Origin of the sequence: Streptomyces sp. TLI_55, from assembly GCF_900206255.1 — a bacterium.
GTDB lineage: Bacteria > Actinomycetota > Actinomycetes > Streptomycetales > Streptomycetaceae > Streptomyces > Streptomyces aquilus.
In genome coordinates this window covers 8,885,743-8,907,479 of the sequence record NZ_OAOJ01000001.1, presented here as the reverse complement: position 1 = coordinate 8,907,479, position 21,737 = coordinate 8,885,743, and the positions used below count along the sequence as shown (strand labels likewise).

General features: G+C 70.3%; 25 protein-coding genes. 15 read left to right on the top strand and 10 right to left on the bottom strand.

The annotated features are described in order from the left end of the window. Positions 1 to 73 precede the first annotated feature (73 nt). The gene (locus CRP56_RS40695; protein WP_097272849.1) at positions 74 to 712 is read left to right on the top strand and encodes a TetR/AcrR family transcriptional regulator; all 639 of its coding nucleotides are present in this window, start codon (positions 74 to 76) and stop codon (positions 710 to 712) included. Positions 713 to 749: 37 nt separating this feature from the next. Further along, on the top strand, positions 750 to 1,532 hold the full coding sequence (locus CRP56_RS40690; RefSeq protein WP_097272846.1) for an LmeA family phospholipid-binding protein: 783 nt from the start codon (positions 750 to 752) through the stop codon (positions 1,530 to 1,532). Between the two features lie 5 nt (positions 1,533 to 1,537). On the opposite strand, the gene CRP56_RS40685 is transcribed toward CRP56_RS40690, so the two are convergent. Continuing rightward, entirely contained in the window at positions 1,538 to 2,173 is a 636-nt protein-coding gene (locus CRP56_RS40685; RefSeq protein WP_179851241.1) for a TetR/AcrR family transcriptional regulator, read from the bottom strand. Between the two features lie 134 nt (positions 2,174 to 2,307). Here CRP56_RS40685 and CRP56_RS40680 point away from each other — a divergent pair, with 134 nt between their 5' ends. The 7 genes from CRP56_RS40680 (at position 2,308) to CRP56_RS40650 (ending at position 10,070) form a co-directional block, all read left to right on the top strand. Next, complete coding sequence (locus CRP56_RS40680; RefSeq protein WP_097272842.1) at positions 2,308 to 3,450, top strand: VOC family protein; 1,143 nt, start codon at positions 2,308 to 2,310, stop codon at positions 3,448 to 3,450. 36 nt (positions 3,451 to 3,486) lie between these two features. Further along, the gene (locus tag CRP56_RS40675; RefSeq protein ID WP_097272840.1) at positions 3,487 to 4,425 is read left to right on the top strand and encodes a fumarylacetoacetate hydrolase family protein; all 939 of its coding nucleotides are present in this window, start codon (positions 3,487 to 3,489) and stop codon (positions 4,423 to 4,425) included. Positions 4,426 to 4,444: 19 nt separating this feature from the next. After that, positions 4,445 to 6,025, top strand: a complete 1,581-nt coding sequence (gene mhpA / locus CRP56_RS40670) for a bifunctional 3-(3-hydroxy-phenyl)propionate/3-hydroxycinnamic acid hydroxylase MhpA (protein ID WP_097272838.1) — start codon at positions 4,445 to 4,447, stop codon at positions 6,023 to 6,025. Continuing rightward, positions 6,022 to 7,989, top strand: a complete 1,968-nt coding sequence (locus CRP56_RS40665; protein WP_097272836.1) for an acetoacetate--CoA ligase — start codon at positions 6,022 to 6,024, stop codon at positions 7,987 to 7,989. The genes mhpA and CRP56_RS40665 overlap by 4 nt, the downstream gene beginning before the upstream one ends. Next, entirely contained in the window at positions 7,986 to 8,330 is a 345-nt protein-coding gene (locus CRP56_RS40660) for a DoxX family protein (protein WP_097272834.1), read from the top strand. The genes CRP56_RS40665 and CRP56_RS40660 overlap by 4 nt, the downstream gene beginning before the upstream one ends. Before the next feature lie 374 nt (positions 8,331 to 8,704). Next, positions 8,705 to 9,577 carry an SDR family NAD(P)-dependent oxidoreductase gene (locus CRP56_RS40655; protein WP_097272832.1) on the top strand — a complete coding sequence of 291 codons (873 nt, stop codon included), beginning with the start codon at positions 8,705 to 8,707 and terminating at the stop codon, positions 9,575 to 9,577. 19 nt (positions 9,578 to 9,596) lie between these two features. After that, a complete protein-coding gene (locus CRP56_RS40650) occupies positions 9,597 to 10,070 on the top strand; it encodes a MerR family transcriptional regulator (RefSeq protein WP_097272830.1) in 474 nt (157 codons plus the stop codon). Positions 10,071 to 10,081: 11 nt separating this feature from the next. Here the strand turns inward: CRP56_RS40650 and CRP56_RS40645 are convergent, their stop codons facing one another. After that, positions 10,082 to 10,603, bottom strand: a complete 522-nt coding sequence (locus CRP56_RS40645; RefSeq protein ID WP_143664980.1) for a hypothetical protein — start codon at positions 10,601 to 10,603, stop codon at positions 10,082 to 10,084. A gap of 286 nt (positions 10,604 to 10,889) precedes the next feature. Next, positions 10,890 to 11,288 (bottom strand): nuclear transport factor 2 family protein, encoded by a 399-nt coding sequence (locus tag CRP56_RS40640; protein WP_097272826.1) that lies wholly within the window; start codon positions 11,286 to 11,288, stop codon positions 10,890 to 10,892. Between the two features lie 194 nt (positions 11,289 to 11,482). Here CRP56_RS40640 and CRP56_RS40635 point away from each other — a divergent pair, with 194 nt between their 5' ends. Then, positions 11,483 to 12,229: a GNAT family N-acetyltransferase gene (locus CRP56_RS40635; RefSeq protein WP_097272823.1), complete on the top strand. Its 747-nt coding sequence runs from the start codon at positions 11,483 to 11,485 to the stop codon at positions 12,227 to 12,229. A 45-nt stretch (positions 12,230 to 12,274) separates the two neighbouring features. On the opposite strand, the gene CRP56_RS40630 is transcribed toward CRP56_RS40635, so the two are convergent. The 3 genes from CRP56_RS40630 to CRP56_RS40620 form a co-directional block, all read right to left on the bottom strand. Continuing rightward, the gene (locus CRP56_RS40630; protein WP_097272821.1) at positions 12,275 to 12,667 is read right to left on the bottom strand and encodes a MerR family transcriptional regulator; all 393 of its coding nucleotides are present in this window, start codon (positions 12,665 to 12,667) and stop codon (positions 12,275 to 12,277) included. A 46-nt stretch (positions 12,668 to 12,713) separates the two neighbouring features. Further along, positions 12,714 to 13,763 carry an NADP-dependent oxidoreductase gene (locus tag CRP56_RS40625; RefSeq protein ID WP_097272819.1) on the bottom strand — a complete coding sequence of 350 codons (1,050 nt, stop codon included), beginning with the start codon at positions 13,761 to 13,763 and terminating at the stop codon, positions 12,714 to 12,716. 76 nt (positions 13,764 to 13,839) lie between these two features. Further along, positions 13,840 to 14,691 carry an alpha/beta fold hydrolase gene (locus tag CRP56_RS40620; RefSeq protein WP_097272817.1) on the bottom strand — a complete coding sequence of 284 codons (852 nt, stop codon included), beginning with the start codon at positions 14,689 to 14,691 and terminating at the stop codon, positions 13,840 to 13,842. 141 nt (positions 14,692 to 14,832) lie between these two features. Here CRP56_RS40620 and CRP56_RS40615 point away from each other — a divergent pair, with 141 nt between their 5' ends. Then, positions 14,833 to 15,189: a winged helix-turn-helix transcriptional regulator gene (locus CRP56_RS40615; protein WP_097272815.1), complete on the top strand. Its 357-nt coding sequence runs from the start codon at positions 14,833 to 14,835 to the stop codon at positions 15,187 to 15,189. 300 nt (positions 15,190 to 15,489) lie between these two features. On the opposite strand, the gene CRP56_RS40610 is transcribed toward CRP56_RS40615, so the two are convergent. Further along, complete coding sequence (locus CRP56_RS40610; RefSeq protein WP_257041649.1) at positions 15,490 to 16,434, bottom strand: hypothetical protein; 945 nt, start codon at positions 16,432 to 16,434, stop codon at positions 15,490 to 15,492. Between the two features lie 140 nt (positions 16,435 to 16,574). Then, on the bottom strand, positions 16,575 to 17,159 hold the full coding sequence (locus tag CRP56_RS40605) for a TerD family protein (RefSeq protein ID WP_097272813.1): 585 nt from the start codon (positions 17,157 to 17,159) through the stop codon (positions 16,575 to 16,577). Positions 17,160 to 17,436: 277 nt separating this feature from the next. Between CRP56_RS40605 and CRP56_RS40600 the strand changes: the two genes are divergently transcribed. Continuing rightward, positions 17,437 to 17,889, top strand: coding sequence for a DUF5707 domain-containing protein (locus CRP56_RS40600; protein WP_097272811.1), 453 nt, complete (start codon positions 17,437 to 17,439; stop codon positions 17,887 to 17,889). An 89-nt stretch (positions 17,890 to 17,978) separates the two neighbouring features. On the opposite strand, the gene CRP56_RS40595 is transcribed toward CRP56_RS40600, so the two are convergent. Continuing rightward, on the bottom strand, positions 17,979 to 18,425 hold the full coding sequence (locus CRP56_RS40595; protein WP_097272809.1) for an NUDIX domain-containing protein: 447 nt from the start codon (positions 18,423 to 18,425) through the stop codon (positions 17,979 to 17,981). A 187-nt stretch (positions 18,426 to 18,612) separates the two neighbouring features. Here CRP56_RS40595 and CRP56_RS40590 point away from each other — a divergent pair, with 187 nt between their 5' ends. The 3 genes from CRP56_RS40590 (at position 18,613) to CRP56_RS40580 (ending at position 20,401) form a co-directional block, all read left to right on the top strand. Beyond that, positions 18,613 to 19,005, top strand: a complete 393-nt coding sequence (locus tag CRP56_RS40590; protein ID WP_097272807.1) for a hypothetical protein — start codon at positions 18,613 to 18,615, stop codon at positions 19,003 to 19,005. Positions 19,006 to 19,071: 66 nt separating this feature from the next. Beyond that, the gene (locus tag CRP56_RS40585) at positions 19,072 to 19,698 is read left to right on the top strand and encodes a TetR/AcrR family transcriptional regulator (RefSeq protein ID WP_097272805.1); all 627 of its coding nucleotides are present in this window, start codon (positions 19,072 to 19,074) and stop codon (positions 19,696 to 19,698) included. 79 nt (positions 19,699 to 19,777) lie between these two features. After that, on the top strand, positions 19,778 to 20,401 hold the full coding sequence (locus tag CRP56_RS40580; RefSeq protein WP_097272803.1) for a TetR/AcrR family transcriptional regulator: 624 nt from the start codon (positions 19,778 to 19,780) through the stop codon (positions 20,399 to 20,401). Positions 20,402 to 20,503: 102 nt separating this feature from the next. On the opposite strand, the gene CRP56_RS40575 is transcribed toward CRP56_RS40580, so the two are convergent. Next, a complete protein-coding gene (locus CRP56_RS40575) occupies positions 20,504 to 21,706 on the bottom strand; it encodes an MFS transporter (protein WP_097272801.1) in 1,203 nt (400 codons plus the stop codon). Positions 21,707 to 21,737 lie beyond the last annotated feature (31 nt).

Sequence of the window (21,737 nt, the reverse complement as noted above, 5' to 3'; positions counted from 1 at the left end):
ATGTGCAGACTAGTTTATTGCTCGCCGATGTGCAACTATCGAGTCGCCCTCCCCCGCCTACCGGAGGTTCGACATGATCCACGCACACCTGACAGCCGCCCCGGAACGCAGCCGCACCCTGCTCACACGGGCCCGCATCCTGGAGGCGGCCCGGCAGGAACTCAGCCGTGACCCCGACAGCAGCCTCGGTGACATCGCCGAGGCGGCAGGGGTGGTGCGCCGTACGCTCTATGGCCACTTCCACGGCCGGGCCGCACTGGTGGAGGGGCTGGTGGAGGAGGCCGCGTGGGCCTTGCGGCAGGCGCTCGCGGTCCCGCGCGCGCCGGTGGCGGATGCCGTCACGGAGTTGGCGCGCTTCGTCCTCGCGGTGTGGCCCGTCGGAGATCGCTACCGCATCCTGCTCAGACTCGCTCCCCAGGACCTCGGAGCCGATCGGCTGGCCGAAGTCCTGGCTCCCGCGCGGGACATGTCGGAGGCGATCATCTCCCGGGGGCAGCGGCAGGGCGCTTTTCAGACCGGCGTACCCCCGGTCGTCCTGGCCCGGGCGCTGGAGGGGTACCTGCTGGGGCTTCTGGACTGCGCGAACAGCGGGGTCTGGAGCGACGACGGCGCCGGCGCCGCGACCGCCGCTCTGACCGCGATGGGCGTGGCCGAGGACAGTGCCGCGGCGTGCGTCCACGGTCTTGTCCGCCCCGCTGGCGACGCCGCGTAGGCGCGCACTTCCCGAACACCACTCGAAGAGGAGAACCATGTACCAGTCCCCCCGCGACGAGAAGTACGTCGGCGAGCCCTACTACGGCGACGGCTCCGTGTACGCGAGCCCTCCGACCCGGACCAGGCGGCGCATGATCATCGCCGCCGTGTCCCTGGCGGCCCTGCTGGTCGGCACAGTCGCGGTCGACCGGATCGCCGCAGCTCGCGCGGAGAGCCGTACGGCCAAGGCGTTCCAGGACGGCATGGGAACCGCCGATCGGCCGTCGGTGCACGTCAGGGGCTTTCCCGTACTGAACCAACTGGCTGCGGGCAGCCTGGACCATGTCGACCTCACCGCCCACGAGATCCCGGCCGACGGCAGCACCCGGCCGCTCCCGGTGACGAAGCTGACGGTCGGGATGGACGGACTGAAGACATCGGGGAGCGCCGACGAGGCTCACGCGGACGGCGTCACAGCGACCGCGTTCCTGTCGTACGCGGACGTGTCGACGGCGCTCGGCGTACAGGTGGCACAGGGGGACGAGTCCGGGCGGATCAACGCGACCGCGAGTCTGCCGCTCGTCGGCGACGTGACCGTGAGCGCGGCCGTCTCGGCGGCCGACGGCAACCGCATCGCCTTCACGGACGTACGCGCGGAGCAGGGTGAACTGCTCCCTCCGCTGAAATCACTGCTCGACAAGGCCCTGGACGAGCCCATTCCGCTGCAGAACGTGCCCGAAGGGCTCCGGCTGCGCTCGGTCACCACCACCGAGGACGGGATCGACGCCCGCTTCACGGGCCGCTCGGTCACGTTCCACCCGGACTCGTCGTCCGCGTGAGGTCGTCAGGCGGCGTCAGGCAAGGGGTGTCGGGCCACCTCGTGCGCTTCGTCCGCGGGCAGGCCGAGCATCCGCAGGACCATCTCGGCGAGGTTGACCGCGGCCTCGTCACCGTCCACCTCGGGACGGGCGAACCGCAGCTCCACCAGGGACAGCAGGGTGCCGCCCAGTGCGGACAGGGCGACCATGGGGTCGACGGACGTGAAGCGGCCGGAGGCGATGCCGACCTGGAGATCACGCAGGGCGCGTCGGGCCAGTCCCTTGCCCGAGTGGATGTGCGCGAGGCCACGGCGGCGCAGGACCTGCATCAGCTCCGGGTGGGACTCGGCCATGCGGGCACTGAGCCGGAAGCCTCCCGCGACCCGCTCCGCCGGGTCGTCGATCCCCGTCAGACGCTCATCGAATTCCTGCGCGAACTCCTCGAGGGCGTCGATCACCGCCGCCTCGAACAACTCCGCCTTGGAGTCGAAGTGGTTGTAGAAGGAGCCGAAGCCAACGTCCGCGCGCTCGGCGATCGCCTGGATGCTCACGCTCGTGTCGCCGCTTTCGGCGAGGATCTGCCGGGCCGCTCGCACGAGAGCCCCCCGGGTCTCTGCGCGACGTCGCTCGAACCGATTGCTGGGCGGGGCTGACGTAGACATACGCAGAGTCTAACGGTTGCACGATGGCGATCGCAGTCCTGATGAATCCATCATTTCCTGCGGTGAACGTCTTGACGACAGAACTGTCACAGTTGATGATTTCCTCATTACGGCAATGTTGCTCGGAGGGCACCATGTCTGAAACACACGTCAACGGGGACGTCCTCACGGCCCACCAGGACCTCCACAGTGAGCAGGGCGCCCTGCGCGGCGAGCACCCCGGCCGATCCCGGAATCCCGTGATCAAGGTGGCGGACCTGGCCTGGCTGGAGTTCGAGAAGCCCGACCTGGACCGGGCGGAGGTCTTCGCCCGCGACTTCGGCTTCGGCGTCGCCGCCCGCACCGAGAGCGAGCTGTGGCTGCGGGGCACCTTCGCGGGCTCGCCCTGCATGGTGATCCGGCGCGGTCGTACGTCCCGCTTCATCGGTCCGGCGTTCCGCGCCGCCGAGCGGGCCGACCTGGACCGGCTGGCCCGCGCGACGGGCCGGGACGTGCGGGACGCCGACGTTCCCGGGGGCGGCAAGGTCGTCGACCTGCTCGACCCCTCCGGCTTCCCCGTGCGGGTCGTGCACTGCGGCGAACAGCTCCCCGCCCTGCCGGAACAGCAGCCGCTGCTCCTCAACTTCGGCACGGATCACCGTCGTACGAACGCCACGCAGCGTCCGCCGCGCGAGCCGTCCCGCATCCAGCGTCTGGGCCATCTCGTCCTGGAGACCCGCGTCTTCGGGCGCGCCCTGGACTGGTACCTGGACACCCTCGGGATGATCGTGTCCGACTTCCTGTTCCTGGACGGACAGCGCGGCCGCGGCCCGACGATGGCGTTCATCCGCTGCGACCTGGGCGGTGTGCCGGCCGACCACCACACCCTCGCCATGCACCTGGGGCCGGGCACGGGATACGTCCACTCCGCCTACCAGGTCACCGACCTGGACTCCATCGCCGCCGGTGGCGAGTACCTCAAGGAGCGCGGATACAAGCGCAGTTGGGGCATCGGCCGGCACATCCAGGGCAGCCAGCTCTTCGACTACTGGCGCGACCCCGACCACTTCATGCTGGAGCACTTCGCCGACGGCGACCTGTTCTCCTGCGACGTCGAGCCCGGCTGGGCGCCCATGTCGACCAGCGGCCTCGCCCAGTGGGGCCCGCCCGCCACCCGCGACTTCCTCGGCGCGAGCCCCTCCCCGCAGCGGCTCCGCGATGTCGTCGAGGCCCTGCGCGGCGACAACGAGATGGACCCGGCACGACTGTTCGGCCTGCTCAAGGCCGCCAACTCCTGACCCCCGCACACGAATCCCCCTCACAAAGGCACTGACATGAGCACCAATGTCCTGCGCACCGCCGACGGCTGGTGGGTCGTCCTCGGCGACCGCGCCGTCCCGGTCGACACCAAGGCCGCCACCACCGCCGAACTGCTCGCCGACCGCGACGCCGTCCGTGAGGCCGCCGCCTCCGGCGAACCGGGCACGCCCGTCGCCGACCTGGTGGCGCTCTCACCGGTCACCACGCCCTGCCGGGTGGTCGCCCAGATGGTCAACTACCGCAGCCACGCCCGCGATTCGGGATTCAAGGGGGACGTCCCGCCCACCTTCTTCCGCAAGGCGTCCGGCTCGGTCAGCGGCCCCGGCGACGCCGTTGTCCGGCCGTCGCACGTGAAGTTCCTCGACTACGAGATCGAACTCGGGCTCGTCATGGGCGCGCCGCTGCCCGTCGGCACCGTCGTCGAGGAGCGGGACCTGCCGTCGTACGTCGCCGGACTGGTGATCACCAACGACGTCAGCGCCCGTGAGGTGCAGCTGACCAAGACGCAGTTCTACGAGAGCAAGTCGTACCCCACCTTCACGCCGACCGGTCCGTACCTGACGCTGCTGGAGCCGGAGGACTTCGCCCATCTCCTGGATCTGCGGCTGAAGTTGAGCGTCAACGGCGAGCTGCGCCAGGACCGCACCCTGGCCGACATGATCGTCCGCCCGGCACAGGCGCTGACCCTGCTGGCCCGCTTCCAGACCCTGGACGCCGGCGACCTGATGCTCACCGGCACTCCCGGTGGCACGGCCCTGAAGGCGCCGCCGAAAGCCGTCGAGAAGATCGGCGCGCTGCTGCCGCCCGCCGTGAAGTGGAAGGCGTTCTTCAAGAGCCAGGCGAAGAACCCGCACTACCTGAGTCCGGGTGACGTGATCACGGCGACGATCGCGACCCATGACGGCCGCATCGACCTCGGCGAGCAGCGCACGCCCGTCGCGGACGCGAACTAGTACCCGAGGTGAGCCGCACATGACCGTCGATGAAGCCGCACGTGTGCCCGTCGTGATCGTCGGGGCCGGGCCGGTGGGCGTGACCGCCGCCCTCCTCCTGGCCCGGCGCGGCGTCCGCAGTGTCGTCCTCGAGCGCCACCAGCACGTCTACCCGCTCCCCCGCGCCGTCGCCAGCGACGACGAGATCCACCGGATCCTCCAAGCGGCGGGCGTCGGTGAGGAGTTCGCCGCGATCTCCCGACCGGCGCAGGGGCTGCGGCTGCTGGACGCCCGGCACCGGGTGATGGCCGAGTTCCGGCGCACCGAGCACGGCCACCACGGCTACCCGCAGACCAGCATGTTCGACCAGCCCGAGCTGGAACGCGTACTGCGCGACGCCCTGGCCGGGCGGCCGGAGAGCGAACTGCGCGGTGGCGTGGAGGTCACCGGCATCGGCCCGGCCTCCACCGGCCCCGTCCGTGTCACCTACCGCGACGACACCGGCGATCACGAGCTGTGGGCCGACGCGGTCCTCGGCTGCGACGGCGCCAACAGCCTCACCCGCGAGGCGATCGGCGGCGTGTGGGAGGACCTGCGCTTCGAGGAGCGCTGGAAGGTCATCGACGTCGACACGACAGGTCCCGTCCGCTGCTGGGAGGGCGTCGACCAGGTCTGCGACCGGGCCCGGCCGGCCACCTTCATGCGCGTGAGCGAGCACCGCTACCGCTGGGAGTTCCGGCTCGGGGAAGGACAGGAGACGGTCCGTGAGCTGATCGCTCCGTGGCTGCCGCCCTCGTACGACGGGGACTTCGACGTCGTCCGCGAGACGGAGTACACCTTCCGGGCCCGCGTCGCCGACCGCTGGCGCAGCGGCCGGGTCTTCCTGCTCGGCGACGCCGCCCACCTCACCCCGCCGTTCATCGGGCAGGGTCTGTGCTCCGGGCTGCGGGACGCCTACAACCTCACCTGGAAACTCGCCCGTGTCCTCCAACAGGGCGGCGACGAACGGCTGTTGGACACGTACGAGAGCGAACGCAAGCCGCACGCACGGCACGTGGTCCGCCTCGCGGTCGCCATGGGCTGGGCCATGACCGGCGGCCAGGACGGCGCCGCCGCCTTCCGCCGCCGGGCACTGGCCGCCGCCTGCCGCATACCCGGCCTCACCGAGCTCGCCGGCCGCGACCTCAGCCCGCCGCTCACCGCCGGACCGCTCGTGCGGCGCGGGGTCCGCCGACGTCTGCCGGGCACGCACTGTCCGCAACCACGGGTGAGCGTCGACGGACGGCCCACCCGTCTCGACGAGGCGCTCGGCGACTCCTTCACCGTGCTGACCGCCTCCGACCCCACCCCTTCCCTGACCGCGCTCGCCCACAGCCTCGGCATACGCGCGCTCTGCGTGGCCGACCTCGGCGACGACGGCACCCTCGCCGCCTGGCTGCGCGGCGGACACGCGGACGCGGTCCTGCTGCGGCCCGACCGCATCGTCATGGACGTCCTCCCCTCGGGCAGTCACGACTTCACGTCGACCGCCGCCTGGGCCTCCCTGCTGCACACCACCCGAAGCCCCGTCCCGTCCGCACGGACGGCCCCCAAAAGCCTGTTGAGGAGTACGACGCGATGAGTACGCCCTTCTTCACCCCCGATCCGGAGACGGTGGCCGCCAGTCGCATCGCGGACTTCGCCCGCTATGTCGGGGGGGACGGCACCGACTATGCCGCCCTGCATCGCTGGTCGGTCTCCCATCTGGAGAGCTTCTGGGGCGCGGTGTGGGAGTACTTCGGCATCGACGCCGACACCCCGTACGAGCAGGTGCTGGCCGAGGACGGCATGCCCGGCGCCCGGTGGTTTCCCGGCGCGACGCTCAACTACGCCCACCACGCGCTGCGCAACGTCCGCGACGACGACACGGCGATCCTCGCCCTCGACGAGACCGGTGCCGGGTACGAGGTGACCGGCGCCCGGTTGCGTGCCCTGGTGGCGTCCGTCGCCGCCACCCTGCGCGACCTCGGTGTCGGCAAGGGTGACCGGGTCGTCGGCTATCTGCCCAACACCCCGCACGCCATCGTCGCGTTCCTCGCCGCCGCGAGCCTGGGCGCCGTCTGGTCGGTGTGCGGACAGGACTACGCCCCCAAGGCCGCCGCCGACCGCTTCGCCCAGCTCGAACCCACCGTCCTGATCGCCGCCGACGGCTACCTCTTCAACGGCACCACCCACGACCGTCGCGAAGAAGTCCTCGAACTCGCCCACGCCCTGCCCACGTTGAAGGCCACCCTGCTGGTCGACCACATGGGCCTGCCCTGGCCGTCGCGGGCGTACCCGTCGCTGGTGGTGCCCTGGGAGGACGCCTCCACCCGTACCGAGGAACTCGCCTGTGTGCCGGTGCCGTTCGACCATCCGCTGTGGGTCGTGTTCTCCTCCGGCACCACCGGCCTGCCCAAGGGCATCGTCCACGGTCACGGCGGCGTGCTCCTTGAGCACCTGAAAACCCTGGGACTCCATTCGGATCTGGGCCCCGGCGACCGCCTCCTCTGGTACACCACCACTCACTGGATGATGTGGAACCTGGTCGTCTCCACCCTCCTGACCGGCGCCACCACCTGCACCTACGACGGCAGCCCGGCCCCCTTCGCCAAACTCGACCGCCTCTGGGAACTCGCCGCCCGTCACCGGGTCACCGTGTTCGGCACCAGTCCCCAATACCTGCTCGGCATGGCCAAGTTCGGCATCGACCCGTCCGTCCACGACCTGTCGTCGATCCGCGTCGTCGGCTGCACGGGCTCGACGCTGCCCGCCTCCGCCTACCCCTGGGTCCGCGAGCACGTGGGCGACCACGTCCTGCTGGCCTCCATCAGCGGCGGCACCGACATCGTCTCCGGATTCGCGGGCAGCGCCCCCAACACCCCGGTCTGGGCGGGCGAGTTGTCGGCGCCGAACCTGGGTGTGGCGCTGGCCGCGTACGACGCCGAGGGCTTTCCCGTCATCGACCAGGTCGGCGAGCTGGTCGTCACGCGCCCCATGCCCTCGATGCCGCTGTACTTCTGGAACGACCCGGAGGGCGCCCGCTACCGCGACGCCTACTTCTCGGCGTACTCCGGCGTCTGGCGGCACGGCGACTGGATCACGGTCACGGGCCACGGCTCGGTGATCGTCCACGGCCGCTCCGACTCGACGCTCAACCGCAACGGGGTACGGCTCGGCAGCGCCGACATCCATGACGTCGTCGAACGTCTCCCCGAGATCGCCGAGGCCCTGGTCATCGGCGCGGAGGAACCGGACGGCGGCTACTGGATGCCGCTGTTCGTGGTCCCGGCGGCGGGCGTCGAACTCGACGACACCCTCCGGGAGAGGATCAAGGACGCCATCCGTACCGGCACCTCACCCCGCCACGTCCCCGACGAGATCCTCGAAGTGCCGGGCATCCCGCACACGCGTACCGGCAAGAAGCTGGAGGTCCCGATCAAGCGGCTGCTCCAGGGCGCCGCGGTGGCGGAGGTCGTCAATCCGGCCACCGTGGACAGCCCCGACCTCATCGACCACTACGTCCGGCTGGGCGAGGAGCGCCGCAAGGGCAGGTCCGCCTCATGACCACCGTGCTCGCCGTCGTCCTGTCCCTGGTCTTCCTTCCGCTGGGGCTGGCAAAGCTCGCCGCGGCCCCGGTCATGCGCCAGGCGGCGGCCCATTTCGGCATGCCGGTCCGGCTCTATCGCGTGGTCGGCGCGCTGGAGGTGGCCGGGGTCGCCGGTGTGCTGACGGGGCTGACCTGGACGCCGCTGGGCGTGGCCGCCGCGACAGGCCTCACTCTGCTGATGGCCGCGGCGGCGGTGGTCCACCTGCGCCACGGCGACCCGCTGCCCCGGGCCGTCCCGGCGGTCGTAGTGGCCCTGATCTCCTTGACGTACGCGGCAACGGCGATGACCGCCGGCTGACGCGTCCAGTACGGCCGGGCGCGGGCAGCCTCCTGCGAGGGTGGCGGCCGCCCCCGCCCGGCTCCGCGCGGGCCGTCATCGCACACCGGCCTCCCTCCCCCGGGGCCGGGCGGCCCGCGCCTACGTCCGGGGCCTGCGAGACGGCTGGGCTCGACAGGCCCCGGACGTGACACCCCGCTCCACCGGTGCTGTTGTAGGCCTGACCGCCCACCGACACCGTGAGCCCGGCGTCTGCGCGCTGGTGGCGGCGACCACCACGGCCCAGAGGGCGAGGACGATCCTGCGACGGTGGAAGGCGCGCCTCACGGCTCGTCGCCCCCGGCACCTGAGTGCGGCTTGCTTTCAAGCGCGCTCGAACCTTTAGCGTCACAGCCATGACCACGACGAACGACACGAAGACATGGATCATCACGGGCGCGAGTTCGGGCCTCGGCCTGGCGCTCGCCGAGGCGGCACTCGAGGCCGGCGAGCAGGTGGTCGGGACCGCGCGACGGGCCGACCGGTTCGACGGGCTCAAGGCCCGGTACGGTGATCGGTTCCTCGCCGTCGAGCACGATGTGCGCGACACGGCGGGAGCGGACGTGGTCGTGCAGCGGGCGCTGGAGGTGTTCGGGCGTGTCGACGTGCTCGTCAACAATGCCGGTGCCGGACAGGTCGGCGCTGCCGAAGAGATCACGGATACCGCGCTGCGGGCCATGCTCGAGCAGCACCTGTTCGGCCCGGCCGCCTATGTGCGTGCCGTGCTGCCCCACCTTCGGGAGCGTCGCTCGGGTGCGATCGTGCAGATGAGCAGCCAGGGCGGGCGGATGTCGTTCCCCGCCGTCGGCAGCTACTCGGCCGGCAAGTTCGCGCTCGAGGGCTGGTCGGAGGCGCTCGCGGGTGAGGTCGCACCGTTCGGCATCCGCGTCCTCATCGTCGAGCCCAGTCGCTTCCGCACCGCGTTCAACGCCGCCGACGTGCTCAACACCGCGCAGCAGAGCGCGATCTACGACGAGGCCATCGGTGCCGTGCGCGCGAACATGGCCGAGGCCGACGGCATCCAGGAGGGCGACCCGGCACGCGCCGCCCGCGTGATCCGCGACATGCTCGACACCCCCGACGCGCCGCTCCGGCTCCCGCTCGGCGCCGAGGCGGTTCGCAATCTCACCCGCGTCTACCGTGGCGCGCTCGAAGACGTCGAGAAATGGGCGTCCGTGAGCGAGTCGGCGGACTTCCCGGGCATGCCGCCCGCGGCCCGCGCGTTCTGATCGCCGTACGCTGTCCGCCATGGCCACCGAAGCGCTGATCGAACGCATCCTCGCTGCCAGCGACGGGCCGTCCTCGTCGGCGATCGACGCGCTGCACGAGCTGCTCGACGACGCCACGATCGAGGCCTCGGAGACGCCCAAGAGCGTCGCCGAGGCCGCCCGGCTCGTCGGCCTGTCGACACACACCCTCCGCTACTACGAGCAGGAGGGACTCGTGCGGCCCGCTCGCAACGCCTCCGGGTACCGCGAGTACTCCGCGTTCGACCTGCGCCGCCTCGTCTTCCTCACCCGGATGCGCCTGTCCGGGATGACCATGACCGACCTCAAGCGCTACATCCTGCTCGTCGAGCAGGGCCCGAGCACCATCCCGGAACGCCGTCGCATGATGCTCGACCAGCGAGACCGCATCACGCGGCAGATCCGTGAACTCGGCCTGGCGCTGGAGGCCACCGAGTACAAAATCCGCGTCTACGACGGCCACCCGGAAGGCTGACGTCCGGGGCCTCAGCAGTTCGTCACGTAGTAGACCCAAGACCAGTCGGCGACGTCGTCCTCGGTAGGAGCGCCGCTGTCGGTCCAACGGACGATGAACTGGTAGTCCCTGAACTGGGCACGGGTTCCCAGGGTTTGATGGTTCTGCCACGATCCGTCGCCGAACCAGGGGATGCTGTAACTGGCGCAAGCGATCATGTCGATGACATCGCCCGTGAAATAGGGCTCGCTGTAGGCGCAGAAGTGTTTGTACTTGCAGTCGTACGCCGCCGTCCGGGACGCGCTGCCGACTCCGCCGGCGGCAGTCGGCAGGGCAAGCTTCAGGACGACTCCTTTCGCCAACTGAATACGGTCGGGAGCGATCTGCGTCCCGCCCAAACGGGCCAGGTAGGAATCAACCCGGTTCTGCAACGTCGTCGCCTCGGCAGCGCTCAGCTCTCTTGCCTGTGAAGCCGTGGGAGCCCCGGACTCCGACTCGGCGGTGGCTGCACCGGACATCGTCAAGGTGGCGGCCAGGCCCACCGTGGCGGCCACGACGCCACGAACCCATGCGCGCCGCCTCTGGCTTGGGTGCTCTCCAAATGCCATGTGCCTGCTCCCCCTGAACTCATCGATGCGGCCGACCCAGCGCCGGCTCATGACAGCTACCGTCGGCCCGGCAGTCCGGGTCGCGATTCACGCTGTCACCTCTGCGCCAGCGCGTCGAAGTATTCGAGCTGCATCGAATCGGAGGCCGCGGTTCTCACTCGGGGCGCATCGTTGATCTCTGCGGCGTGTCAGCGGGGCGTCACCCGCTCGGACCGCCGCGACCCGTGCCCCCTCAGGGCTGGTCGTACCAGGAGAACGCCGCGATCCGCCAACCCTCCGGGGTGCGGACGAACTGGATGGTCTTGCTGCCGCCGCCTTCGAACGGCTCGCCGTCCAGGATGCCGGCCTTCCGGTACTCGCCGAAGCGCGACGCGATGTCGCCCGCGATCTCGGTTCGCTCGGAAGTCTCCCACTCCGAGAACTCGACCAACCGGCCGTCGGCCAGCAGGCGTTCGCGTGGCTCGATGAACTCGTCCACGGTGTAGACCGTGTAATTCGGACCGGTCAGCACGATCACCCCACCCGGAATGACCAGCCGACGGATCCGGGCCACGTCCGCGGCCTTGCCGCCGCGGTTGTCGAAGGCTCCGAAGAACTCGGCGGCTATCGCGTCAATCTCGATCTTGGACATGGCGCGACGGTAACACCGCCAGGGGCAACGGACATGACATCGAGGCAACCCCCGCCCAGGGCACCTCACATGACGCAATGTCAGGAGCTGCCGCACTCCATTTCGGCCCGGCCTGCGTATGCCCCACGAGACGGCTGACGACCGCTGCAGCGGAATCCCTCGGCGTCTGTGACCTCGGGTGGCAGGATCGGCTGATGGCTGTTGATCCGTTGCTCAAGCAGGCTCAGGGCGTGTGGGAGACGTTGGCCGCCGCGCCGGTGTCGTTTCCCCCGGCGGGGGGCTTGAGCGTGGTCGCCTCGCCCGCCTCGCAGATCGCTCCGCCGTCGTGGGCTGGGATGGTGGTGCTGGGCGAGTCGGCGCTCGTCACGACGACGACCGACAGGGAGGCGCAGGTTCTGCGTCGGATTCTGGCCGGGTTGCCGACCGGCTCTCTGACGTCTTCAGAAGCGGTTCGGCCCGTGTTGCCGGTGACCGAGATGCTGGGGCCGGCGATCTTGGGATACGTGTCACGTGCGGGTTTCCGCCCGGCGCCGGCGAGCCGGTCCGTGGAACGGCTCGCCCCCGGGCATCGGGACTTGATGGCGTTGGTGAAGTCGGTGCCGTCCGAGGACGCCGGTGAGAGCGGGATGGACGGCATCACCTCCGCCGCGTTCGTCGTGCGCAGGGGCGCGGACGTGGTGGCCGCGGCGGGGTTTCAAGCCTGGCCCTCGGCAGCCGCCCACTTGTGCGTGCTCACCGCGCCGGGGGAAAGAGGCCGCGGGCTGGCGCGGCAGGTCGCTTCTGCGGCGGTGGCGCAGGCATTCGCCGACGGTCTGCTCCCGCAGTGGCGTGCCCGTCCGATGGCTTCCCGGAACGTTGCCCGGGCGCTGGGGTTTCGCGAGCTGGGAATCCAGCTCAGCATCCGCTTGGACCAGGAGGAACTTCTTCGCCTGGAAAGCTGACCGGAACGTGTCACCCTGGGGCTTCGTCCTTCTGGGCTTGCCGGTTCAGGCGGCTCCTTGCTGCGGCACATCACTGGGCGTCGCCAACCAGGGCATCCGGTGAACGAGGGTGTCGCGCAGCCGTGTCAATGCTGCGATCTTCTCCTCCAGTTCAGCCACCCGTTGTGTGCCGATGCCGTAGCCGTCGGCACACAACGGCGAGTACTCGAAGACCTCTGGCAGATCGGTGTCGAGGTAGCGCACGAAGGACTTGACGTTCTCCACGGTGAACCCGGAGGCAAGCAGGTCGCGGACGTTGCGGACCCTGGTCACCGCATGCGGGCCGTAGACGCGGTAGCCCGACGGCGCCCGGTCGGACTCCAGCAGGCCCTGCTCCTCGTAGTAGCGCAGGGCGCGGGTCGTGGTCCCTGTCTGTGCGGCAAGTTCACCGATCAACACGCGGCCACCTCCGGGGTGATTGTCGGGCGTGACGTAGGCCTTGTGGTCAACTCCCGAGCCGCACCACGGTCTTCCCGGTGTGCCGGCCGCGGACGAGGTCGAGGAGTGCCTCGGGTGCGCTCTCCAGCCCGCTGATCACTGTCTCGTCGTAGACGATGGATCCCTCGCGCAGCCAGTCGCGGAACTGTTCGCCGAACTCCGCGGCCCGGTCGAGGTGGTCCCACAGGGTGAAGCCGCGGATGGTCAGGCGTTTGCCGAGGACATTCAGCAGGTCACCGGGGCCCTCGTCGGGGCGAGCGGTGCTCTGCCGGTTGAGGGCTCCGCAGACCGCGATACGGCCGTGCACGTTCATGACCTCGATGGCGGCGCGCAGTTGCTCGCCTCCCACGTTGTCGAAGTAGACGTCGATGCCCTCTGGGGCCGCTTCGCGCAGCCGGTCGAGTACCGGGCCGTCGTGGTAGTCGAAGGCCGCGTCGAACCCGAGCTTCCCCGTGAGGTGGGCAACCTTGTCAGCAGAGCCGGCGCTTCCGACCACCCGGCGGGCTCCCTTGAGCCGAGCGATCTGGCCCGCCATGCTGCCCGTCGCTCCAGCCGCGCTGGAGACGAAAACGGTGTCGCCCGGTTGCAGCCCTGCCGCGTCCATGAGCCCTATGTAGGCGACCAGCCCGAACCCCAGGTGCATGGACGGGCTGGGGTAAGCGGCCTTGTCCACGCGGCGGAACGCACTGGCCTCGGCCACGGCGTACTCGCGCCAGCCGAGCCGATGCACCACCAGGTCTCCCTCGCTCAGCGACGGGTCTGCCGAGGCGACCACCTCGCCGAGCGCGTCTCCGTACATCACCTCGCCCACCTCATAGCGTGGCATCGGCAGCGAGGACCCGCCCGCGATCAGCATGAGCATGCCGGGATCGAGTGACATGAACAGGTTACGAACCTGCACCTCGCCCGGTACGGGGGCTGGGACGTCAACCTCGACGACGTCGAAATGGTCCAGGGTCGGGAGCCCGACGGGCCGTGCGGCGAGGCGCACCTCCAAACCGGTGCTGGGCGAGCTGGACAAGGCAGGCAACGAACCGTTCTTCGCAGAGGACTTCATATCGCCGACGCTAGGCCTTGACCCATGCGTGAAGGTCAACCTCTCCCGCCGATGAGGATCCGGCGCCGGGCCCCGGTCATGCCGCGCGCGCGTCCTCGCCGGCCAGGAACGGGCGCAGCAGCGCGAGCAGGGCACGCGGCCGGTGCAGCGGGATGATGTGGCCGCAGTCCTCGATGACATGCCCGGTCAGATCGTCGGTGACCGGACGGAGTTGGCGTTCCAGCGCCGTACCGACAGGCCGGGCACCCAGCGCCATGGTCGGCACCGTCAGGCGGGCGGTGGCGACTGCCCGCTCGATCTGCACCGCGCTCTCGGGCAGGGCCCGGTAGTACGAGAAGGCACAGCGCAGCGCCTGGCGGCCGGTGTACGCGCGGACGAAGGCGTCGCGGACAGCGGGAGGCACCCCGTCGCCGAGCGTGCCGGCGCGCAGGAACCAGTCGACGTAAGTGGCCTCGTGTCCCTCCAGCACGGTCTCGGCGAGGCCGGGTTCGGCGGCGTGGAAGCCGAACCACCACGGCGGGCCGTCGGCGAGGAACTCCTCGGCGCCGGGCAGCCTGCCCAGCACGGCCTCCATGACGACGAGGCGCCGGACGAGACCGGGCCGGCGCAGGGCGAGGAGGAACGCCGGCGCTGTACCGGCGTCGATGCCCACCACCGCGGCCGAGGAGATGTCGAGGGCGGCGAGCAGCGCCGCGGCATCCTCGGCAAGCGTGCCCGCGTCGTACCCGGATTCGGCCCGGTCGCTCGCGCCGAATCCGCGCAGGTCCGGCGCGATGACCCGGTGGCGGGCGGCCAGATCGGCCATGACGTCCGTCCACAGCTCCCAGGTGTGCGGGAAGCCGTGCAGCAACAGGACGGCCGGGCCCGACCCGGCGAGGGCGACGTTCAGTTCGACACCGTTGACCGGGATGCGTCGCAGCTCAGGCATGGCGGGGCCCTCCAAAGAGGTGGTGAGGAAAGGTGACAAGGTCACGGTAGGGAACTAGCCTGATCCCCCCAAGACGGCACTTTCCCTTCAGGTGGTGAGCACCAGGTGACCAGGGCAAGGCCCGGTGAGCGCGGCGACCTGATGGATCCCGACTGCCCGACGCGCCAGTTGCTGGACCGCATCGGCACCAAGTGGACGTCGATGACGGTCAAAACACTGGCCGAGGAGGCGCCGGGCGAGCTGCGTTTCGCGGAGCTGCGGCGCCGGATCCCGGGCATCTCGCAGAAGATGCTCTCCGTCACCCTGCAGAGCCTGGTGCGCGACGGTCTGGTCGCCCGTCGCGTGGAGCCCACCGTGCCGCCCGCCGTCCACTACCGGCTCACGGCGCTCGGCCTGTCCCTCGAAGCGCCGCTCTCCGCTCTGCGGGACTGGGCCGAGAGGCACATGCCGGAGATCGACCGCAACAATCAGCTCGCCGACGAGTCACCCCTCAACTGAGGCTTGTCCCGCGATGATCACCTGAGTCAGAACTGTCGCCCCTGCGTGCCCTCCTGCCCGGACCAGGTTGAGCAGACGAAGGGAAAGGCCGGCAGGTGGGGCGGCACACACCGCCTAGGGCCTGTCCGGCGGATCAGGTCTCAGGAAGCGGGCGGTACCTATCTGATGCCGGTGAGCGGGGTCTGGTGCGTTGGCCTGCAAGGCGGAGGAGGGCGGCGACGCGGAGCGTCGGCAACCGACGACAACGCCGCAGGCCGGCGTGCCAGACCCCGCTCACCGGCATGATCCGCCGGACAGGCCCTAGTCGCCTCCGCCGTCACCCCCACCATCGCTACCGCCGTCGCCACCGTCACCGCCGTCCGAGCCCCAGCCGTCACCGCCGCCGGATTCGTTGTCGTCGCTCCCCGTGCCGAGGTTGCTGAACCAGGCGCGGTCCCAGTCGTCGTCGGCGGCGATCGGCTCACCCCCCGTCACCGGGCGCCGCTCCGCCCGGAACCGCGCGAGACCCGTCCCGTCCCCGAGGCCGAAGGAGACGGCGAAGACCTGTGCCATGACAGCATCCAGCGGGTCGGAGCTCTCGTACCGCACCGGGGACAGCGGCAGCAGTACCGAGTCCGGGTCGGGCACCGGTCGCCGCGGGGGCCGCGTCAGCAGGGCGACCCGCCGTTCGTCACGCAGCAGCCACGAACTCACCGCGTTCTCCCGCCGCAACACCCAGTGCTGCCCGGACAGTCGCACCTCCACCCGGCACTTGGACTTGCGCAGCTTCTTCGTCAGCCCGAGCCGGGCCGGGGTGTCGCCGACCGTCAGGCACAGCCCCTTGGACGGATCGGGGGTCTCGCGGACGAAACCCTGGGGCGCCCGGATCCGTACGACGGGAGCGTGCGGCCCCCAGACATCCACGCGCACCAGGCGCCGGTCCACCGCGACGGTGATCGGCCCGGCGGGGCCGGTCGCGAACCGTCGCGCGATCCACAACGGCACTCCCTCGGCCCGGGCCTGGGCCCCGAGGGCCGCCACCCGGTCGGGCCCACCGCACTGCCCAACCGCCAACTCCCCCAGCGCGTGGGCGAACTCGGCCGCCCGACGCGCCCTGACAGGCGTGGTGGTGCCTGTCACGCGGGTCAGCGGCACCACCCCGGTCTCCTCCGGCAGTCGCTCCAGCGGGCGCTCCGCGCCTCCACCACCGAGCCAGCACCCACGCTGGAACGCCTCCGCCATGGCGGCGAGGTTCAGCTCACTCAACGGTGTGGTCCGGCCCCCTCGCCGCAGCTGGTCCGGGGTCAACTCCACTGTTCGGGCCAGCGGATTCCACGACCGCTCCCCATAGAGCACCTCACTCACAACCATCCCCCGCGTCTCAGTGACGTAGTGCTTGCTACGTGCTACTTGCTGACGGCGAAGCGCATGAGGGCGTGCTCGTCCCCCTGCTTGATCTTGCCCGTCGTGTTGATCACTTGGAGCTTCCAGCTCCCATCGACACGGATCGCCTTGGCCACGGCGCAGCCGTTGTCCTGGCTGAGCAGGCTCGGCCAGATGTCGGCGACCTGCTGGGAGGTGCCGCCGGTCGCGTCGTAGACCTTGAAGCTGATGTTGCGCGCCTTCTGGAAGGAGCTGCCCTTCTTGTACGCGGCGGCGACGAACACGATCGACGTGATGTTGGGCGGGATCCGGGCGAACTCGACGGTCACCGTCTCGTCGTCGCCGTCCCCGCGGCCGGTCTGGTTGTCGCCGCTGTGGACCAGCGAGCCGTTGCCCATGGGGTCGAGCGAGTCGAGTCCCGCGAGGCGCACAGGCTCCTTGCCCTGCATGGCGATGGCGATCAGGTCGAGGTCGGTGCCGCTGTTGCGGCGCAGCTTGCCCAGTACTCCGCCGCTGCTGCCGGCGGTGGGGTCCCAGGAGACGCCGATGGACAGGTGGGTGACTCCGTCCAGGTCTGCCGGACCGTCTTCCTTGGTGAGCGTGATCATGTGTGGCGCATCCTCGTGTCGAAGAGTCGAAGTATCGAAGGGACTACAACACGCAGAGTGTGCCCGGCCCCTTCTCGGTTCCCTGTACCGGGGCCGTTGAGCGTCCACTCCGCCTCAGCGAGAGGCTGGTGACGGTACGCAGAGGGGTCTGCGACTACCCAGGCTGAGTTGAGTATCCGTGCTCACGTCCGGTGCGACCCCCCTCGGCGAGTATCGGTGCAGCGGCGCCGCCGAGAGCGCCGGCTCCGCACCGCCGAGACCACTTACGGAGAACCTCATGTCCCGTCGTGTCGCCCTGTCCCTCTCCGCCGGTGTCATCGTCCTCGGCGGCGCCGGAGCTTTCGCCCTCGCCTACGCCGGAGACCAGCCCCCCGCCCTGGCCCACAGCACCGCCCGCTACACCGCCCCGCACGGGGACCAGGACGGCTCGCTCAGCTTCAGCACCGAGGTCACGGCGTCGCCCGGGGTCAAGAGCGTGAAGGTGCTGGCCTATCCGGCGAGTTCCTCGCTCGCGGAGAAGGAACCGACCGTCAAGGAGATGGCCGCGGCGGAGCAGGCCCGCTGCAAGGCCGTCGGCAACGACACCGTGCGCTGCGTCTACACGGCCCGGGTGACCGCCGCCGACTCAGCTTCCTCCCCGCACGGTTCCTGGCGCGTCGCCGTCCTCGCCACGGCCACCGACGGCACCACCACCCTGGACACCAAGGCGGCAGGTTTCAGCGTTCGCTGAACCTCACCACCTCGTCGTGGGCTCGGGGCTCTACGCCGTCGCAACAGGCCGGAGCAACGATCAACGGCTGAACGAGGGGGCGGCGGCGCTCATGCTTCCAGACGGTCCAGCCAGGCGTCCTGGCCGTCCGCCAATGGGAAGGCCAGGGGCAGCGGCTCGAAACGGCAGTGGAACGTCATGCCGTTGTCGCGCCCCGCGCCCGTCACGTGGTGGTCCCACGCATCCGGGACATCCGCGTCGTCGTTCACTTCCAGTTCGAAGAAGGTGGTGTGGCGGGGGAAGCGGCGGATCGGGTGCGGCGTGTGCTCCTCCGCGAGGGGACGCAGCACCCGCACGCAGGTCAGTCCGCACTCCTCCGCGACTTCCCGCAACACTGCCTCTTCCAGAGGCTCCTCCGGGGCCACACCCCCCGCCGGAACGTGCCTACCGGGCGGCAGGTCCGCGTCGTGGTCGAACACGAGCAACTCCACCGGCCGTCCCGCGCGTCGGCGCAGGACGTAGGCGGCCACCCGGATACGCAACGTCAACTCCCGCATTCCCGAAGCGTAGGGGTGACACATCCGCGATCACGGGAGATCCCCCTGCATCGAAGCGACAGGACCTGGTCGCGGCGGGCGTCGGCCAGCACTTCCGTCGGCGAGGCCCCTCATACGGATGGCCCGGGCGGCGGGCCGCAGCGGGCGACGCTCTGGGTCTGCTCGGCAGCGTCACACCAGCGTGGGCATGACGATCACCACCCGAGTGGTGAAGACTGGACAGATGCGTTACGACCTCGGCGGCCTCCTGTTCATAGTGCTCGGTCTCGTCCTTGTCGCCGTCGGCTTCGTCTGGCACGGACGTGCAACGCGTCCCCTCTCGGCGAAACGCGCCCAGGCAGCCCTGATCCGGGACCGCTCCAGAAACCTGCTGCGTGCCGCGGACATGGCGATCGCCGAAGCACGCCGCCGAGCCGCACACGACGAACCGGCCATCGTCACCGTCGAAGACGTGACCAGGGTGGCGTGCCGGCACTACGGACACCTCTTCGTGGAGCGCGAGGAAGCAGCCGCCGCCCTCCGCCGGCGCTATGAGGCCGCCGGCTGCCGGGTGGACTGCATGACCGACGCTTTCAACTGACCCCTTCCAGCAAGTACTTGATGTCTGCACTGCCGGCTCAAGCTGCGATGTCGGCTTCGGGTTGGAGTGCGGGGCCGAGCAGCAGGCCCCCGTCCAGGACGAATTCCGTCCATCATCGAGGCAGCGACGAAGCTGTTCCTGGACTCCGGCTACGACGGCACCTCACTGGCCCGTATCGCGGAGGCCGCCGGAGTGTCGAGGGCGACCCTGTTCAAGCAGTTCACCACCAAGGCGGCCCTCTTCGAGGCGATCGTCACCGAGTACTGGAAGGTCGACGACACGGAGGCACCCCTCCCCGAGCCGGGGAACCTCCGCGCAGGACTTGAGACCATCGGACGCCGATACGTGGCCCTGCTCACCCAGCCCGGCATGGCCGCCCTCTTCCGCATCGTCATCGCCGAGGTGCCGCGCTTCCCCGAGCTAGGCGAGACCCAGTTCAAGCTCGGCAAGCTGCCCTACTTCGAATCGGTCCGCAGCTACCTGGCAGCGGAGGACGCGGCGGGCACGGCCCGGCTCGATGATGCGGAGACGGCGGCGACCCAGTTCCTCGGGATGATCTCCAACTTCGTGTTCTGGCCGCGGATGCTGCTCGCCCACTGGGAGCCTGATGACGCCGCCAACACCAACGCGGTCGACGAAGCGGTGCTGACCATGCTTGCCCGATACGGCACGGAGGGGACCCACGGCGCCTGAGACACCAGGTGCCCCACCTCGGGAAATCGCAACATGATCGAACGACTTATTCAGTGGACTAAGTCGTTATCATGCCTGCATGGCTCATGTTTCCGCGGCCGAGCGCCGTCCTCAGCTGATCAAGGCCGCCATCGACCTCATGACGAGAGAAGGTGTGGCTGCCGGAAGCACCCGTGCCATCGCCGCCGAGCTGGGTGTGGCCCAGGCGACCGTGCACTACACCTTCGGCACCAAGGAGGACCTGTACCGGGCCGTCATGGAGCAGCTCACCCATGATCTGATCGCGCAGGTCGAACGGGCGACGCCCGCGGACGCCGGCTTCGAGGAGACGATCACAGCGCTCGCCGCCGCCCTGTGGCAGACCGTGCGCGAGCAGCCGACCACCCATCAGCTGCTCACCGAACTGTCCATGTTCGCGCTGCGGACGCCACGGCTGCAGGAGGCCCTGGAGGGCCACTACCGCGAGGTGACGGCCGTGACGACGAAGCTGGTGACCGAGGCCGCCGAGCGCGCCGGTCACCAGCTCGACCAGTCGGCGGAGACCCTCGCCCGGTTCTTCCTGGCGGGCTTCGACGGCCTCTCGTCGCAGCATCTCGCCCTGCCCGACGAGGAGGCCGAACACACCTGTCTGCAGGCCCTGGTCTCCGCTGTCGTCGCTCTCGCCGGAGGCCGCATGGAGTTCGTGTCCCTGCCGACGAGCTGACGGCGGGGTGGCCCGGGCACTCCGTCCTCAAACGCCCAAGCGGCCGCCGCCCCTGACATCGGACAGGGGCAGCGGCCGTTGCGTGTGGCGGGGACGACGTCGTCAGACGGTCGGCACGCGTCCGGGCTGCGGTTGTTCGTCGGTGGTGGCCTCCCCGCCGGCCACCGTCATCCTCAGCAGGGGCAGTGAGGCGGCGAAGGTGCCGACCGCCAGGACGATACTCAGTACGCCGGCCCCGGCACCGTCGAGGATGGCGCCGACGGCCAGCGGCCCGACGCCGGTACCCAGCGCACCCGCCCCGCTGAGGGAGGCCACCAGGCGTCCGGTCGGGTCGATGAGCGCCGCGGCGGCGAGCATCTGCACCAGGACGGCCAGTTGGCAGCCCTGCCACAGGACGGCCGCGACGGTGAAGACGACCGGGTCATGGGTGACGATCAGGGCCGCCATCGCGAGGGCCTGCGCCGTGACGAAGGCGGCCATCGACCGCATGCGCCCGAAGTGCCGCGCGCAGAGGGGCCCCACCGCGGCGCCGACGAGTGCCACGACGCTGGAGACGGCGAGGACGGCCGACACGGCCGAGTGCGACATGCCGGTGTGCTGCCGCCCCAGCACCGAGGCGTACGACCACGCGCCTTGGGTGACCGACCACAGGAGCCCGGTGCCGACGAGCAGCAGGACCGACGGTCGCGCCGAGGCCGCCGCAGCCGTACCGGCGGACCCGGCGTCCGGTGCCGCGGGACCGGACGGGCCGTCGGGGAGCCGGCGCAGCAGCGGCCAGGCGAGCGCACAGCACAGCGCCATGAGCAGGAAGCCGCTGCCCTCCCCCAGGTCGTGGTTGGCCGCCGGGACGCCCATGATCAGCAGCGCCGTCACCCCGACCACGCCGGAGATGGTGACCGCGGAGGCCTTGTCGGCGTCGTCGGTGGCGGCGAGGGCGGCCGTGGCCGCCGCGTAGACCGCGCCAAGCCCGGCGCCGAGAACGAGGTTGGCCAGGACCAGGCTCACCGAGTCGGTGGCCGTAGCCGCGCCCAGGAAGCCGGCGCCCGAGACGGCAAGGCCCAGACGGGCCATCCGTACCCGCCCGGGCCGCGCCGCCCGCTTGGCCAGCAGCAGAGTGACGACGGCGGTCGCCATCAGCTGGGTCGCGGCCACGAGCCCGGCGGTGGAGTCCGACAGCGCGAAGCGGGTCGCGAAGTCGTCGACGAAGACGGGCATCACGTTCGCTCCCCCGTTGCCCAGGGTCACTCCGGCGATGAGGGCGACCGCGACGCCGAGGGTCAGGGCGGAGCCGCTGCGCGCGTTCACCGACCGCTCCTCAGAGGGGAGTTGGGAGAGG